The following is a 16,757-nucleotide window of genomic DNA, read 5'->3' as shown; positions in this document are numbered from 1 at the left end:
CTGACACGGATAAAGCCCTCCGAAGCATGCAGGAACGGGAAGCGTCAGCGGCACCGTCCTACGTACGGCTGAGCCACTGCCAACCGTTCGACTCACGACGCCGGGCGATGGTTGCCCCGGCATGTGTCATCTTTGAGGGAACCGGTCGAGCCCCACCCCGACCCGACCGCCGTGTCGCCATCGCCGCCGACGCCGGCTTGCAGCCGCTGTCTGCGACAGCGCCGAAAGACGATGACGAACACGAGGTCTGCCCATGGAATCCGCTACGCACGTCTTCATCGCCGGCATCGGCAACTCCGGTCCGGAACACTGGCAGGCTCTGTGGCACGCCCGGGTGCCCGGCAGCGTCTGGGTGGAGCACTCCTCCTGGGACGCCCCCCAACGGGACCTCTGGGTAGAGGAGTTGGACGACACCCTGCGGGCCATCGAGGGCCCCAAGGTCCTCATCGCCCACAGCCTCGGCTGCACACTGGTCGCCGAATGGGCCTCACAGCACGAGGACCACGCCGTCACCGGCGCCTTCCTGGTCGCCATGCCGGACGTACACGGCAGCAACTTCCCGACGGCGGCGGTGGGTTGGTCCACCCCAGCATTGACCCCGCTCCCCTTCCCGACGCTCGTGCTCGCAAGCGAGGACGACCCCTACAGCACCCTGCAATCCGCCACGGCAACCGCCGACCGCCTAGGCGCCCACCTGATCAACGTCGGCCCGAAGGGCCACATCAACGCCTCCTCGTCCCTGGCCGACTGGCCGGAGGGCTGGTCCCTACTCACGGAAAACCTCCCCACCTGACCCCCAGCCGTGGGTGCCCCCGCAAGGGGGCACCCACGGCCCCGCGACGGCGCCCGGCGGAGGCTCACGCCAGCAGGGAGAGCACCGCATCACGGGTGGCCGGCTCCGCCAGGAGTCTCGCGCGCTCATGCACCGTGCGCACGACCCGCGTGGTACGGGCCCCCGGCCAGTCCCCCTGGAACGGGCTGCCGGCGGACACGATGTTCACCACATCCCCGCCCCAAACCGGGGCCGCCCCGTGGTAGGCGGCGATCTGATGCGTCAGCAGGTCCAGATACACCCGCACGATCTGCTCACTGGCCAGGGCGACCTCGTCGTCGTCGAAGAGGTCTTCCGCGAGGGACTTCCCCGCATACCGGGTCATCTCCTCCCGCATGGCCCGCACGAGCTCTTCGGGAGTGTCGATGAGGGAGGCGACGTCCGTCTGTGAACCGCTCTCCTCGAACCCCGAGGCGTCGATCTGCTGGAGAACGGTCGCATAGTCGTCGGTGATGTCCTGTGCGGTCAGCGGCGCCGCGTCGAAGAAGACGAGCGGGGGCGCTTCGCTCCCGGCCTCCACCATGTGCCGGGCGAGTTCCTGCGCCAGCGGAGCCGAGGCGCAGTAGGCAAGTATTCCGGCGACCTCCCGCTTGGCGACACCATGCGTGGAGAAGAGCTTCTCGGCGTAGTCGCGTCCGGTCAGTTCGGCGGGGAGGGGAGTGGTCAGCAGATGTGCCACTTCGTATCCGTGAGCTTCGAGACCGAGGTCGGCGATCTTCGCCTCTGCGCGGCGCCCCGGGTAGTCCAGGGCCAGCAGTGTTCGTACCACGTCAGTGTCCTTCCGGGTCAGGGCTTCGCGGGGGCCTGTGCGGACCGCACGAGGAGATCGATCTGTTCGGCGAGGTCCTTCAGCACGGGGTGGTCGAGCACGTCCTGGACGTTCAGGCCGATGCCCCACGTCTTGCGGGCGCGCAGGACGACCCGGGTCACGAGCAGCGAATCCCCGCCGGCGTTGAAGAAGTTCTGCTCCCGGTCCTCCTGGGTTGAGTTGAGGATCTCCTCCCAGATGGCGGCCAGTGCGCGCTCCGTCGCGGTCCACGGTGCGCGAGAGCGCGCCTCCGAGGAGCCGCCCGGCGCACGGCGGGAACGGAGCTCCAGCGTGCAGCACTTCGCGCTGCCACCGGCCTTGAGCAGCTCGGAGAGGTCGACCCCGATCGGATTGAACCCCCGCTGCCTGAGCTGCTCGGCGAGGCCGGTGGCGGCCTCGGGCATGATCACGTTGAGGCCGTCACTGAAGGCGTTGAGGCCGAAGACCGCCGCATCCTCGGGAGAGGCCAGGATGGCGTCGGGGAAGAGCTCTTCCAGGACGGCCCGGCTGCCGGGCGAGAAGGCCTCCGGGTAGTACATGATCTCGGTGTCCGAGAGCACCGCGAGGGCAGTGTCCAGGTGGTAGTGGTTGGGATTGACCAGGGTCAGGCCCGTGACGGGAACACCGAAGAACTCCTGGGCCTCCGCGTGTGAACGCGGGTCGGTGCGGAAGCCGGTTCCCGCCAGGAGGCGACGGCCGACCAGGAGGTAGTCGCCCTCGCCCTCGTTGATGAACTCCGGCCACATCACCTGGTCGAAGCCCTGGTCATGGAGCCAGGAGAGGTAGGCGGGACCCTCGGCGGTCCGCTCGGCGTGACGGAAGCGGGCACCGAGGACCTTGCCGTCCACCACGGTCGCGCCGTTGGCGGCGAACACCATGTCGGGCAGCCCGGGAATCGGGTCGATGACGTCCACGGTGTGGCCGAGCGAACGGTAGAGCTCGTACAGCCTTTCCCACTGGGCGAGCGCCAGGCCTGCGTCGCACGGCTTGTCCGGGTGCATCCACGGGTTGATGGAGTACACGACGTCGAAGTGCTCGGGGCGGCACATCAGCAGGCGGCGGGGGGTGGACGCGCGACTGCTGGTGCGCTGCTCGGCAGCCGGGAGGTTCGCATCGGTGTTGGGCACGGACTTGCTCCTACGGGGAGTGAAATGAGCGGATGAGGGCGGAAGGGGCGAGGAGGGCTGAGGACTACAGACTGCTCGCCAGGAGGTCTTTGCCGATCCGCTGCCGGTCGATCTTGCCGCTCGCGGTGCGCGGCAGGGCCTCCACCACGGTGATCGACACCGGCACGGCCGGGGCGGGCAGTACCTCGCCGAGCCGGCGCAGCAGCTCGCCTACGTCGGCCGGCGGTGCGTCCTCTTCTACGGTGATCACGGCTCGGAGGGTGCGGGATCCTTCGGCCGTTTCGACGGCGACACAGGCGGCTTCGACCACGCCGGCCTGTTCGAGCAGCCAGACGTCGACCTCCAGCAGGTTGACGCGGAAGCCGCGGATCTTGACGTCGTGGTCGCGCCTGCTCAGGAACTGCAGCACGCCGTCGTCGAGCCGGACCAGGTCGCCGGTGCGGAACGCCCGGGTGTGGCTCTGCGGGGACGGGTCGATGGTGACGAAGCGCTCCGTGTTGAGCTGATCCTGGTTCAGGTAGCCGAGCGACAGCGGCAGGCCCGCCACCAGCAGTTCGCCCACTTCGGGCTCGGCCGGGTCCACGGGGTCGATCAGGAGCTCGCACCCCGGCAGGGGGGTGCCGATCGGAGGCAGGGCCGGCCAGGTCGAGGGGGCACCGGTGAGGGTGTGGGCCGTGACCATGGCCGACTCGCTCTGGCCGTAGTGGTTGTTGAGCCGGCAGGCCGGCAGCCGCTCGAAGAACTCGCGGATTGGGCCGGTGCAGACGAACTGCTCGCCGGCCGTGTTGATCTCCGTGAGGGCCATGTGGTCCAGGGAGTCCTCAGCCGAGGCCGCGACGGCGAGCATGTTGAGTGCGAGGTAGGGCAGGAAGAGCCGCTCGATCCGGTTCTCACCCAGCCAGTCGAGCAGCGAGAAGGCGTCCCGTCGCAGCTTCTCGGGCACGATGACGAGGGTGCCTCCCCCGCAGAGCGTGCCGAGCACCTCCTGGAAGCAGACGTCGAAGTTGAGGGGTGCGAACTGGCCGGTGCGCAGGTCGCGCCGGACCGAGTGCTCCGTCTGCCAGGCGGCCATGCCGTCCAGGCAGCTGTGCGGGATGCTCACGCCCTTCGGCCAGCCCGTGGTGCCGGAGGTGTAGATGACGTAGACGGGGAGATCGGGGCGGCACGCGACCGGTCGCCACTGCGGGTCCGCCGGCACCGATCCCGGCTCCGGGATCCTGACCAGGGTCGCCGAGGTCTCGAACGCGGGCTCGTCCCCGGTGTACAGCAGCACCTTGGCGGCGCTGTCGCTCAGCATGTGGGCGAGGCGCTGCTCCGGGTATTCCGGGTCGAGAGGGACGTAGGTGGCACCGAGCGCGACCGTGCCGAGGAAGGCGGCGACCACCGCGGCCCCCCGCGGGCCGGTCACGGCCACACGGTCCTCCGGGCCGATCCCCTGGGCGGCGAGGAGTTCGGCCACCGCTCCCGCCCAGTCCCGGATCCGGGTGTAGGTGTACTCGGTTTCACCCTCGACGACCGCCACCGCGTCGGGCCGTTCGGACACGACCTCCAGGAACGAATCGAGCAGGCAGTTCGGGGTGGCAGGTCCACCCCACAGGTTCAAGGGCACGGAGGTCACGGAGCCTTTCGGGGTATCAAGCGGCATGGTCGCCGTCGAGGTAGAACTCGCGCATCAGCTGTCCGAGGTCGCGGCTGGGCCCGGCGTCGGCCGTGCTGAACCGGTCGGAGACCCGGCTGCGGACCTCCGGCTCCTTCTCCTGGCTGAGTTTGAACATGCCGTCGGCGGATTCCACCTCGAAGCGGAAGCCACCGACGGCTGTTCCGATCCGGGCGAAGTAGTCGAGCGAGCCGTCCATCTGCCAGCCGTCACCGTGGGCCGACTCGTAGGCCTCGACCGTCAGCTGCACGACATCGAGGGTCTCCTCCATGCTCTGAAGCAGCCGCAGCCTGCCCTGCACGTGGACCGAGACGAAGTTCCAGGTGGGCGCCGCCGGCGTGGTCCGGTAGAGGGTGGGGGTGATGTATCCGTGCGGCCCGGTGAAGATGAGCTGGGCGCTGGCGCCGTCGCTCAGCGAGTCCCAGTGGGAGTTGGCCTTGTTCATGTGCCCCAGCAGCGTGGCGCCCTCGGGGCCCCCGGTTCCCGAGGCGTCCTCGGGCGAGAAGATCACCGGCAGGTGCGTGGCGTACGGCACCTGGTCCCCGTTGGTGATCAGGGTGGCCAGGGGGTAGCGCCGGATGATGCGGCGGAGCCAGCCGCGGTCTTCGGGCTGATAGATGGACGGTACGTACATGACTATCCCTTGAGGATGGAAGCGGCGATCTCTCCGGACCGGACCGCGGTGTTGGACAGAAGGCCCGCGGCGAGACCGTGGGAGTGCTCCGTGCTCGCGCCCTGGAGGTAGATCCCGCAGCGGACCGCGTCCGACGTCGTGACCCGGTAGTCCCGCCCCACCACGAGCCGGCCCTCACCGTCCCGCTTGCAGTCGGCGAGCAGCTCGCCGAGGAGGGGCAGCGGGTCGCTCGGGCGGTAGCCGGTGGCGTAGACGACCACGTCCGCGTCGATGACCTGCGAGGCGTCGCCCGCGAGCGAGTCGACGGTCACGCGCACGCCGCCCGGGTGTTCCTCCGCGGCGGTGGCCCGCGCGGTGTTGATCATGTTGAACCGGCGGGTTCCCAGGACCTTCTCCTGGTAGACGCGGCGGTAGAGCTCGTGCGACAGGTCGAGGTCGACCACCGAGTAGTTGGTGTTGCCGTGGTAGTCGATCAGCGTCTGTTTCACGTCCCGGGGCGCGGAGTAGAACTGGCCCACGGCGTCCGGGTCGAAGATGCCGTTCACGAACGGGCTGTCGTCGGCGACGCTGTACCCGTAGCGCGAGAGCACGGCGTTGACCTCGGCGTCGGGGAAGGTGCGGTGCAGGTAGTCGGCGGCTTCGGCAGCGCTCTGCCCGGAGCCGACGACCACGACGGTGCGGGGCGCACGGGTCAGGGCGGCCGCGCGGTGCAGCAGCCGGGAGCTGTGCCAGATGCGGTCGCTCTCCACCACTCCCGCCGGCATCCTGGGCGACAGCCCCGCGCCGATCACCACATTGCGGGCGCGGCTCACGACGTTCGGAGCGGCATCGGGAGACGTACGGGCGAGGATGTCGAGGTACTCCACCGCACCGTTCTCGACCACCGGGCGGATGCCGACGATGTCGGATCCGTACGACACCACCGAGGTGAACTGTTCGGCGACCCATTCCAGGTAGTCGTGGAACTCGACCCGCAGCGGGAACAGCGTCTTCCCGTTGATGAATTCGGCCATCCGGTCCTTCGCCTTGAGGTAGGAGACGAAGGTGTAGGCGCTGACGGGATTGCGCATCGTCGCAAGGTCCTTCAGGAAGGAGACCTGCATGGTCGCACCTTCCATCAGCATGCCCCGGTGCCAGCCGAACTCCTGCTGCCGCTCGAAGAAGTGCATGCCGAATCCGGGGCCCCCCGAATCCGGTCCGACCGATTCTTCCAGGGCGATCGCGAGGGCGAGGTTCGAGGGGCCGAACCCGATCCCGACCAGATCCTCCGTGTGCGGTGCCGACCGTGCAGTCATGCTGTGGACTTCCTTCCCGTGTTCATATCGCCCGATCGGCGAAGTAGGTGTACCGGCGCCATATCTTCCCGCCGCGGAAGAGGTGGAAGTCAGCCCAGTTGACGGAGACTTCCTCGGAACTCTTCAGCCGGCCGGTGAAAACTCCGCGGGCGGCCACCCAGTCTCCGCTCTCCACGATCGAGGCCACCTCGTGCCGGCCGGAGTCGATGATTCTGCCGGCCAGGTAGAAGCGTCTGAACTCGTCCATTCCGACGATCGCTTCGGTGCCGCCACGCTCGTAGACCAGGTCCTCGCAGAACATGTCGAAGACCGCCTCGTAGTCGGCCGCGTCCACGCGTTCGTAGTATTCACGGACCGCACTCTCACGACTCGCTGCCATGTTTCTGTTACTTCTCCTGGAGGGCCATGGCGCGGATCAGCGACGTGGGGCGCAGATCGGTCCAGTGTTCGTCGACGTAGTCCAGGCACGCAGCCCGGTCGGCCTCGCCGAAGACGGTCGTCCAGCCGGCCGGGATGTCGGCGAAGACCGGCCAGAGGGAGTGCTGGCCCTCGTCGTTGGTCAGTACGACGTACACGCCGTCTTCCTTCTCGAACGGGTTGCTCATGGTGTTCTCACCTTCTGGTCGTTCTCGTCAGTTCGTTTCGCCGCGCAGGGCGGCGGCGACAATCTTTCCGATGCGCGCGATCATGCGCGGCTGGGTCATTCCACCGTGATCGCAGTCGAGATCGTGGTTGTCGATGCGGCCGTCGACGTGCGGGCCCCAAGCGTCGTGTCCGAATGACTTCTCGGTTCGCCCTTGCAGTGCGGTGAAGAAGAGCATGTCACCACGGAAACGGTCGGGTTCGAATATCCGGAGCTGCCTCATGCTGTTCAGGCAGATTTCCTTGACCGCTTCCAGATGGGATTCCTGCAGCTCACCCAGGACGCCACCTTCCCGGCGAATCGTCTCCATCAGCAGATTACCCTGGAGCAATTCACCCTTGGTGTGGTCGATTTCCCGCAGCACAACCTGGAAGAGCGCCGGAAGGACTTCATCCTCGGGAACCTGGAACATCGCCTCGTCCTGGACCGGGAATGCGTCCATGAGGGCCAGGAGTGCGACTTCTTCGCCCTGCCGCTGCAATTCGGTGGCCATGGCGTAGGCCAGGTGCCCGCCGAATGACCAACCCAGCAGATGATAGGGGCCGTTCGGCTGGACCTTTCGAATCCGGTCCACGTACGCGATGGCGGATTCCGCAATGTACTCGGGAAGCCGGCCGTCATCGGTCAGCCGCGGGGACTGGAGACCGTATATCGGTCGATCCTTTCCCACATGCGGAACGAGCCCAGAATAGCACCAGCTCAAACCACCGGCCGGATGCATGCAGAAAAGGGGCGGGAGTTCGCCGCTGCCCCGCAAAGGAAGAAGAACGTCGAAGGCATCGTGATGCACGGCCTCGTCCAGCTGTCCGGCCAGAGCTGCGGGCGTGGGGTTCTCGAAGAGGTGGCGCAGCGAGAGGTCCGCACCGAGCGCCACACGTACCTTGCCCATGAGGCGGGTCGCGGCGAAGGAATGGCCTCCGAGTTCGAAGAAGTCGTCCTCCAGACCCACCCGGTCCACTCCGAGCACCTCGGCGAACAGCTCGCACAGGATTTGCTCCCGCGCCGTGCGGGGTGCGCCGTCGCTCCGGCCGCCACCGGAGTCGGGTACCGGCAACGCCGCCCGGTCCAGGACACCTTCACCGTCGACCGGAAGGCGGTCCACGACCATGAGGAGCTCCGGCACGAGGTGCCCCGGCAGGAGACCGCGCGCCGCTTCCCGGACGGAGATCACGAGAGCGTCCCGTCCGCCCGCGCCGTCCTGCGGGACCACGTACCCGACGAGACGGCGGGCTCCGGCCGCGTCCTTCCGTACGGCCGCTGCCGCACCGGCGACCCCCGGGATCCGGGCGAGTACCGATTCGACCTCTGCGGGCTCGACCCGCAGGCCCCGGACGCGCGTCCGGTCGTCCGTACGCCCGATGAACTCGAGCACGTTCCCGCTCCCCCAGCGGACCAGGTCACCGGTGCGGTGCATCCGCGCGCCCGGGGGGCCCGAGGGATCGGCCACGAAGCGCTCGGCGGTCTCGCCCGGCAAGCCGTGATAGCCGCGGGCCACCCCGGGGCCCGCCACGTAGAGCTCTCCGGGAACGCCCCGCGGGACGGGGCGCAGCCGCGCATCGAGCACGTGCACCCGGCGGCCGGCGATCGGACGGCCGATGGGCACGGCACGGCCGGACACCGGACCGTCGCCGGACACCGGCCCGCCGTTCGGGGCGTGGTGCGTGACGGGGCCCGCGACCTCGGCCAGGCCGTAGCCGTGGACGACCGTCGTCCCCGGGCAGGCAGCCGCGACCCGCTCCACGGCTTCCTCCGAGAGCACGTCGCCGCCCGCATGGACGTACGGGACGTCCGCGAGCAGACCGGGCCGCCGCTCCGCGACGAGCTCGAACTCCTCCGCCGACATCACCATCCGCTCGACCGGGTCGCCGGCCGGCAGGCCCACCAGCGCATCGACGGCCGTGTCACCGGCGGGGGCCAGCGTCAGCCGTCCGCCGGAGAGCAGGGGTGCCCACCAGTGCGCCGTCGGTCCCGCCTGCACGTGTGCGGGGAGGAGGACCGTCCGGCCCCGGCCGGTCCCCGGGCCCCCGTCCGTGACGGGGCCCGCCACGTCGCGGTGGGTGAAGGCGATGCCCCGGGGCCCCGCCGTCCCCGACACGTACCACAGACAGGCGAGCCGGTCCGGCTCGACCACGAGCCCGAGGTCGTCCGTACGGCCGCCGTCCGGCTCACCGCCGATGAGCAGCTCCGGCGTGCCCGCCGTACCCTCCGCGTCGGTCCCGGCCCGGTCGGTGAGGACCAGCCGGGCCTGCGCCGCCGCGAGGACGGCCTGCCACCGGGGCGTCGGTGCAGCCCCGGCCAGGGTCACGTACGCGCCCCCCGCCTTGGCCACCGCCACCGCGGCCGCCATCAGGTCCAGGGTTCGCTCCAGGCGCAGGGCAACCCGGGATTCCGCCGTCACCCCGGCCTCGACGAGCCTGTGGGCCAGGCGGTTGGCCCGTGCGTTCAGCTCCGCGTACGTCAGGGTCGTGCCGTCGGCCTCCACTGCCACGGCCGTGGGGGTCAGCGACACTTGTCGCTCGAAGAGCGCGGCCAGGCCGGCGGCCGGGGCCTGCGCGGCACTGCCCGTGCCGGCCGTGAGGAGTTCCTCGCGCTCGCCCGGTACCAGTACCTCGTACCGTCCGATCGGCAGCTTCGGGTCCGCCACCGCCGCCAGCAGCAGCCGCTCCAGGCGTACGGCCAACGTGGCCACGTCCTCACGGTCGAAGAGGTCCGTGGCGAACTCGACGAATCCGGCAACTCCTTCGAGGGTTCCGTCGGCGGAGAGCTGCTCCCGGAAGAAGAAGGAGAGGTCGAACTTGGCTGTGTGCGTCCCCATGGGCTCTACCGCCATACCAAGGCCGGCGAGCTCGAAGTCGGGGGTGGCCATGTTCTGCAGCACCAACAGCACCTGGAAAAGCGGCTGATGGGCCTGCGACCGGGTCGGGTTGAGCGATTCGACGAGGCGCTCGAAGGGCACGTCCTGATGTGCGTGCGCAGCCAGATCCGTGTCGCGGACCCGCTCCAGCAGCTCCAGGAACCCGGGATCACCCGAGGTGTCCGTACGCAGCACCAGGGTGTTCGCGAAGAACCCCACCAGGTAGTGGAGCGCCTCGTCGGTCCGGCCGGCGACGGGGGTGCCGATCGGGATGTCGGTTCCTGCCCCCATCCGGGTCAGCAGTGCGGCGAGTGCGGCCTGCAGGATCATGAACAGGCTCGTGCCGGTCTCCCGGGCCAGCCCGAGCAGCCCCGCGTGCAGTTCGGGCGACAGGCGCAGGTCCAGCATGTCGCCCCGGTAGCTCGCCACGGGGGGCCTGGGGCGTGCCGACGGTAGCCGCAGAGTTTCGGGAGCACCTGCCAGCGCATCCCTCCAGTACGCGAGCTGCCGCGCGGCACGGCTGCCGGGGTCGCTCTCATCGCCGAGGAACTCGTCCTGCCAGAGCGTGTAGTCCGCGTACTGCACGGGGAGCGGATCCCAGAGCGGCGCCTCGCCGGCCGTCCGGGCCCGGTAGGCCTCGGCCAGGTCGCGGGCGAGCGGCGCGAGCGAGGACCCGTCGCCGGCGATGTGGTGGATGAGGACGGTCAGGACGTGGTCGTCCGGCGCGAGCGCGAACAGGCAGGTCCGCACTGGCGGGGCGGAGGCGAGGTCGAAGGAGTGGGACACCGCCTCCGCGAGCAGGCCCGGCAGGGCGTCGGCGGTCGTGTGCACCGTGTGCAGTCCGTCCCAGGCGTCGGAGACGTGCAGGACCTGCTGGAAGGGGACGCCGTCGGTCTCGGGGAAGACGGTGCGCAGGCTCTCGTGCCTCTCGGTCACACCGCGCAGGGCGGCTTCCAGGGCCTCGCGGTCCAGCGCCCCGGACAGCCGTAGCACCAGCGGGATGTTGTAGGTGGGGCTGGGGCCTTCGATCCGGTGCAGCAGCCACATGCGGCGCTGCGCGAAGGAGAGCGGAACGGTCTCCGGGCGCCGTACGGGACGCAGCGCGGGCGGTGCTTCCTCCGCCTCGTCCAGCCGCGCCACCAGTCCGGCGACGGTGGGGGCGTCGAAGAGGAGCCGGATCGGGAGGTCCACGCCGAAGGTCGCGCGGATCCGTGCCATCAGACGGGTCGCGAGCAGTGAGTGCCCGCCCAGGAGGAAGAAGTCGTCGTCGACGCCGACGCCCTCCCGGCCGAGGACCTCGGCGAACAGGGCGCAGAGGATCTCTTCGCGAGGTGTGCGGGCCTGGCGGCCGGCCGGGCGCTCCTGCGGGGCGGGGACCGGAAGGGCCTTGCGGTCGAGTTTGCCGCTCGCGGTCGACGGGAGAACGTCCAGGACGACGAACGCCGCAGGCACCATGTGGCCGGGAAGGCCCGCGGCCGCCCGGGCTCGCAGTTCCGCCGGGTCGAGCGCCTGCGACGCGGAGCGGCGGGCCACGTACGCCACGAGACGCTGGTCGCCCGGCTGGTCCTCGCGGAGGACCACCACGGCCTGGGCCACCCTCGAGTCCTCCTCCAGCACGGCTTCGATCTCGCCGGGCTCGACGCGGAATCCCCTGAGCTTCAGCTGGTGGTCGGCGCGCCCGGCGAACTCCAGTTGTCCGCCGGCCGTCCAGCGCGCCATGTCTCCCGTGCGGTACATGCGGGAGCCGGCCGGGCCGAAGGGGTCGGCGACGAAGCGTTCGGCGGTCAGTGCGGAGCGGTGCAGGTAGCCGCGGGCGAGACCGGCGCCGGCGATGTACAGCTCGCCCACCACGTTGGCGGGCACCGGCTGGAGCGCGGAGTCCAGGACGTAGACGCGGCTGCCCGGAACGGGGCGGCCGATCGGGGGCGCTCCGGCGCCGTCCAACGGCTCGCTCATCGTGGCGGCCACGGTGGACTCGGTGGGTCCGTAGGCGTTGATCATCCTGCGGCCCCGCGACCACCTCGCCACGAGGGCCGGGGAGCAGGCGTCGCCGCCGACCACGAGGGTGGCGAGGGAGGGAAGTTCGTACTCCGGCATGCTCGCCAGCGCGGCCGGGGAGATGAACGCGTGACTGACGGCCTGTCCGGCCAGCAGTTCGGCCAGTTCGCGGCCCGCCAGCGGACCGTGCGGCGCCACGACGAGGGTCGCCCCCGCGGCGAAGGCCATGCAGATCTCCAGGACCGACGCGTCGAAACTGGGCGACGCGAGCTGGAGGACCCGGCTCGCCGGCTCGACGCGGAACCGTTCCACCTCGGCGGCGGCGAAGGCGGCGATGCCCGAGTGGGTGACGAGGACCCCCTTCGGCCGGCCCGTGGAGCCCGAGGTGTAGATCACGTAGGCCGGGCTGGCCGGCCCGGACTCCACGGCCGGGTCCTGCGCCGGGTAACCGGCCAGGGCCTGACGGCACTCGGCGAGGTCGAGCAGCCCCGGGAACCCGAGCACGGCCGGGGGCACGTGTCCGATGCCGGTGTCCGCGACGACATGGGCGGGGGCGGCGTCGGACAGCATGAAGGCGATCCGGTCGTCCGGGTAGTCGGGGTCGACGGGCAGGTACGACGCTCCGGTCTTGAGCACGGCCAGTACGGCCACGATGAGCTCGGCGGAGCGGGGCAGCGCGAGGGCGACGATCCGCTCCGGACCCACGCCCCGGGCGAGCAGCAGGTGGGCCATGCGGTTGGCGGCGGCGTTCAGTTCCGCGTAGGTGTACGCGTCCTCGCCGCACACCAGAGCGGTCGCGGTGGGCGTTGCGGCGACGTGCCGTTCGAAGATCGTGTGCAGGCGGGTGGCCGGCGCCGGCTCGCCGGTTTCGTTCCACTCCCCCAGGATCTGCAGACGTTCGGCCGGGGCGACCACCTCGACCTGGCTGAGGGGCAGGTCCGGCTCGTCCGTGACGGCGGTGAGCAGTCGCACGAAACGCTCGCCGATGCGCCGCGCGGTCTCCTCGTCGAACAGGTCGGTGCTGTACTGGATCCAGCCCTCGACGCCTGCGGCCTTGCCCTCCTCGGTCCGGTTCTCGCTGAGGTGCACCGAGAGCTCGAACTGGGAGAGTCCCAGGTCGACCGGTTCCAGGCGGGCGTCGGCACCGGGCAGTCGGAAGACCGGCCGGGTGTTGTTCTGGAACGCCAGCATGACCTGGACGAGGGGCTGGTACGAGGACGTGCGTGCCGGGTTGAGCGCTTCCACGAGCCGCTCGAAGGGCAGGTCCTGGTGCGCGTAGGCGGCCAGGTCGGCAGCCCGGACCCGCTTGATCAGCTCACGGAAGCCGGGGTCGCCGGAGGTGTCCGTACGCAGGACGAGCGTGTTGACGAAGAGCCCCACCAGATCGTCCAGGGCGTCGTCGGTCCGGCCGGCGATCGGGCTGCCGACGGGGATGTCCGTACCCGCCCCCAGCCGGGTCAGCAGCGCCGCGAGACCGGCCTGGACCACCATGAAGAGGCTGGCCCGGTTGCTGCGCGCCAGGTCCCACAGCTTCTGGTGGAGTCCGGCATCGAGCCGGAAGGGCACCGCATCCGCCCGGAAGCTCGCCACGGCGGGGCGCGGCCGGTCGGCGGGCAGGTCCAGGTTCTCCGGGAGGCCGTCCAGGGTCGTGGTCCAGAAGTCCAGTTGGCGGGCGAGTTGGCTGTCCGGGTCCGTCTCGTCCCCGAGCGTCCGGCGCTGCCACAGGGCGTAGTCGGCGTACTGGACCGGCAGGGGCGACCAGGACGGCGCGTGGCCGTCACACCGGGCGGAGTACGCCTCGGCGAGGTCGTGCGCGAGGGGCGCGAGGGACCATCCGTCGCCGGCGATGTGGTGCAGGAGGAAGAGCAGGACGTGCTCCTGCGGGCCGGTCCGGAAGAGGGTGGGCAGCACCGGAGGCTCGGTGGCAAGGTCGAAGGTGTGCCGTGCGGCCTCGGCGAGAGCCCGGGACAGTTCGGCTTCCGGGACGTCGGTGACGCGCAGGCGCCCGGGCAGCTCCTCACGGCCCAGGACGACCTGATGGGGTCCGTCGGCCGTCTCGGGGAAGACCGTGCGCAGGCTCTCGTGGCGCTCCATGACATCGAGGAGCGCCAGTTCCAGCGCCTCCGGGTCCAGGTGTCCGGACACCCTGAGGGCCGGCGCGATGTTGAGGGCGGGGTTGGCCCCGTCGAAGTGGTTGAGGAACCACAGGCGGCGCTGGGCGAAGGACAGCGGTACGCGTTCGGGCCTCGTCGACGCCGTGAGGGGGTCGACGGCCGACCGGCCGGTGCGGAGCACCTGCGCGAGGGCCGCCACCGTCGGTGCGTCGAACAGCGCCCGGACGTTGAGGTCCACGCCGAGGGTGGAACGGATGCGGCTGGTGAGCCGGGTGGCCAGCAGGGAGTGGCCGCCGAGGTCGAAGAAGTCCTGGTCGACACCGACCCGCGGCAGGCCGAGGACCTCGGCGAACAGGCCGCACAGGACCTCCTCCTGGGGGGTCCGAGGCGCGCGGCTCTCCCGGGGGACGGCGGGATCCGGTGATGCGGGCGCCTTCGTGTCCGCCGCGTCCGTCGTGGGGCGGGCCGCCGGACCCACGACGGAGCGGCGTACGGGCTCCAGGGCTCCCGCGGACGTGCGGCGAACGAGCTCGCCGGTCCGGTACATCCGCTCGCCGGGAGCTCCGAAGGGGGCGCAGACGAAGCGTTCGGCCGTCAGACCGGCCCGGTGCGCGTAGCCCCGTGCGAGCCGGGTTCCGCTCAGGTACACCTCGCCCACCGCGCCGGGCGGCACCGGCTGGAGGGCGTGGTCCAGCACGTGCGTCCGGATGTTCGGGGTGCGCCGTGCGGTCGGGGCGGCCCCGGTGGCCTCCGGCCGCCCCCCGAGCTCCGGTGCCGACAGGCCGGGCCGGGCCTCGATCGTTCCGCCGCTCATCAGCGCGGGGAAGAGCGTCAGCGGCGAGACGCCGGAGGTGACGAGGTCGGGGACGCCGACGCCGGACCGGCGGGGCGCGTCCTGTACGAGGTCCACGACGTTGGCGTGGGTCAGCATGACGCAGGAGCCGTCGGCGGAGGGCAGGATGCAGGCGGTGTTCGAGGGCAGGAGCGGCCGGCGGCGATCGGCGTCCGCGAGGTCCGTTTCCGGGCCGGTGCGCAGCGCCGCGGCGTTCTCCGGGGAGTCCAGCGCCACGGTCGCCAGCTCCGCGGGGAGCGCGAGCGTGGTGGTGGAGTCGACGAGGGCGCAGACGGGCCGGGCCTCGGCGAGGATCCGGGCGAGCCGGTCCTGCGGGGTGTCCGCCGCCAGGGGAAGGCACGCGGCTCCCGCCTTCAGCACGGCCAGCAGGGCCACGACGGTGTCGGCGGTCTTCGGCAGGGCGAGGGCCACGACGTCCTCCGGGCCGGTGCCGCGCCGGACGAGGAGGCGGGCGAGCCGGTTGGCCCGTACGTTCAGCTCGTCGAAGTCGATCCGTGTGTCACCGCCGGCGATGGCCACCGCCTCCGACGTGAGCCCGGCCTGCGTCTCGAACATCGCGGGAAGGGTGACCGGCTCGGTCTCGCGCGCCGTGTCCTCGTCCCCGCCGGGCGCCGTGGCGGCTTCCCGGGGAGCGGGCCGGCCGACCCGGCCTATGGCCTGGTGCGGATCGTGGGCCATGCATTCCAGCATCTCCAGCAGACGGTGGGCGAGTTGCTCCGCCGTGTCCCGGTCGATGAGGTGGGGCTGGAAGTCCAGGCGTACGAGGAGGCTCTCGGCCGGGACCACGAGAAGGGTGAGCGGGTAGTGGGTCCCGTCGTGGGTCTGCACACCCGCGATGCGCACCCCGCCGGTGTCGGCCTGTAGCGCGTCGGGGTCGCTGGGGTAGCTCTCGAAGGCGACGAGCGTATCGAAGAGCTCCCCGTGGCCCGCCAGTTGCTGGATCTCCGCGAGCCCGACGTGCTGGTGGTCCATGAGGGCGCTCTGCCGCTCCTGGAGGCGGGACAGCGCGCTCAGCACCGTCTCGTGCGCGCTGAAACCGACGCGCACCGGCAGAGTGTTGACGAAGAGGCCGACCATGCTCTCGACGTCGGGGACCTCCGGCGGACGGCCCGAGACGGTGGCTCCGAAGACCACGTCCTCCCGGCCGGTCATGCGGCCGATCAGGAGGCCCCAGGCCCCCTGGAAGACCGTGTTCAGCGTCAGGCCGTTCCTCCGCGTCATGGCCGTCAGGGCGGAGGCGAGCGCCGTGGGCACCTCCAGCGTGACGCGCTCCGCGGCCACGGGCACCGCGTCCCGGGCCTGCGGGGCGACCAGCGTCGGACCCGTGAGCCCGCTGAAGGCCTCGCGCCAGGCGGTCTCGGCGCCGTCCCGGTCCCGCGCGGCCAGCCAGCTCACGAAGTCCCGGTAGGGGGCTGCCGGGCGCAGGGCCCTCTCGTCGCCGCCGTTGCCGTACAGGGCCAGCAGGTCGGCCATGAGCAGCGGCACAGACCAGCCGTCGATGAGGATGTGGTGGACGCTCAGGACGAGGCTGTACTTCTCCTCGTCGAGGCGGACCAGGGTGCAGCGCATCAGCGGCGGACGGGCGAGGTCGAACCGGCGGGCCCGGTCGGCCGCCCGTACGGCAGCGAGGGCCTCGGGGCGGGCGTCCTCGGGCGTGTCGCGCAGGTCGACCTCGGCCCACGGCAGCTCGCACCGGCGGGGGATCACCTGGACGGCCTGGCCGCGGCCGGTGATCCGGAAGCCGGCACTCAGGTTGGGGTGCCGGCGCAGGAGCGCCTCGGCCGAGGCCCGCAGCGTGGACGCGTCGAGCCGTCCGTGCAGTTCGAACGCGAACTGTACGAGGTACAGGTCCGCGGCCTGGTCGTCGTAGAGGGCGTGGAAGAGGAAGCCCTCCTGCATGGGTGACAGCGGGAGAACGTCCTTCAGCCCTGACTGCTTCACG

The 16,757-nt window shown here is 70.9% G+C and carries 9 protein-coding genes and 1 pseudogene; 1 reads left to right on the top strand and 9 read right to left on the bottom strand.

Annotated features, from left to right (window positions below; genetic code table 11):
- The first annotated feature begins 253 nt into the window (after positions 1-253).
- The gene (locus ACZ60J_RS27605) at positions 254-793 is read left to right on the top strand and encodes an RBBP9/YdeN family alpha/beta hydrolase (protein ID WP_469685882.1); all 540 of its coding nucleotides are present in this window, start codon (positions 254-256) and stop codon (positions 791-793) included.
- Positions 794-857: 64 nt separating this feature from the next.
- Here the strand turns inward: ACZ60J_RS27605 and ACZ60J_RS27600 are convergent, their stop codons facing one another.
- From ACZ60J_RS27600 to ACZ60J_RS27560, 9 genes and pseudogenes are all read right to left on the bottom strand, one after another.
- On the bottom strand, positions 858-1,601 hold the full coding sequence (locus ACZ60J_RS27600; protein ID WP_469685880.1) for a hypothetical protein: 744 nt from the start codon (positions 1,599-1,601) through the stop codon (positions 858-860).
- 17 nt (positions 1,602-1,618) lie between these two features.
- Entirely contained in the window at positions 1,619-1,840 is a 222-nt protein-coding gene (locus tag ACZ60J_RS27595) for a phosphopantetheine-binding protein (protein ID WP_469686175.1), read from the bottom strand.
- A 78-nt stretch (positions 1,841-1,918) separates the two neighbouring features.
- A pseudogene (ddaH, locus tag ACZ60J_RS27590) lies at positions 1,919-2,767 on the bottom strand (dimethylargininase); the annotation flags it as partial.
- Positions 2,768-2,831: 64 nt separating this feature from the next.
- Positions 2,832-4,376, bottom strand: coding sequence for an AMP-binding protein (locus tag ACZ60J_RS27585; protein WP_469685879.1), 1,545 nt, complete (start codon positions 4,374-4,376; stop codon positions 2,832-2,834).
- 25 nt (positions 4,377-4,401) lie between these two features.
- A complete protein-coding gene (locus tag ACZ60J_RS27580) occupies positions 4,402-5,058 on the bottom strand; it encodes an FMN-binding negative transcriptional regulator (protein ID WP_469685877.1) in 657 nt (218 codons plus the stop codon).
- A gap of 2 nt (positions 5,059-5,060) precedes the next feature.
- Positions 5,061-6,353 carry a lysine N(6)-hydroxylase/L-ornithine N(5)-oxygenase family protein gene (locus ACZ60J_RS27575; protein ID WP_469685876.1) on the bottom strand — a complete coding sequence of 431 codons (1,293 nt, stop codon included), beginning with the start codon at positions 6,351-6,353 and terminating at the stop codon, positions 5,061-5,063.
- A gap of 22 nt (positions 6,354-6,375) precedes the next feature.
- Positions 6,376-6,732: a nuclear transport factor 2 family protein gene (locus tag ACZ60J_RS27570; protein ID WP_469685875.1), complete on the bottom strand. Its 357-nt coding sequence runs from the start codon at positions 6,730-6,732 to the stop codon at positions 6,376-6,378.
- 7 nt (positions 6,733-6,739) lie between these two features.
- Complete coding sequence (locus tag ACZ60J_RS27565; protein WP_469685873.1) at positions 6,740-6,958, bottom strand: MbtH family protein; 219 nt, start codon at positions 6,956-6,958, stop codon at positions 6,740-6,742.
- Between the two features lie 27 nt (positions 6,959-6,985).
- Complete coding sequence (locus tag ACZ60J_RS27560) at positions 6,986-16,756, bottom strand: amino acid adenylation domain-containing protein (protein WP_469685871.1); 9,771 nt, start codon at positions 16,754-16,756, stop codon at positions 6,986-6,988.
- Position 16,757: the final 1 nt, after the last annotated feature.

Source organism: Streptomyces sp. NPDC104226, from assembly GCF_055584085.1.
Note: the sequence above shows the minus strand (reverse complement) of the source record. Positions and strands in the feature narration are given on the sequence as shown.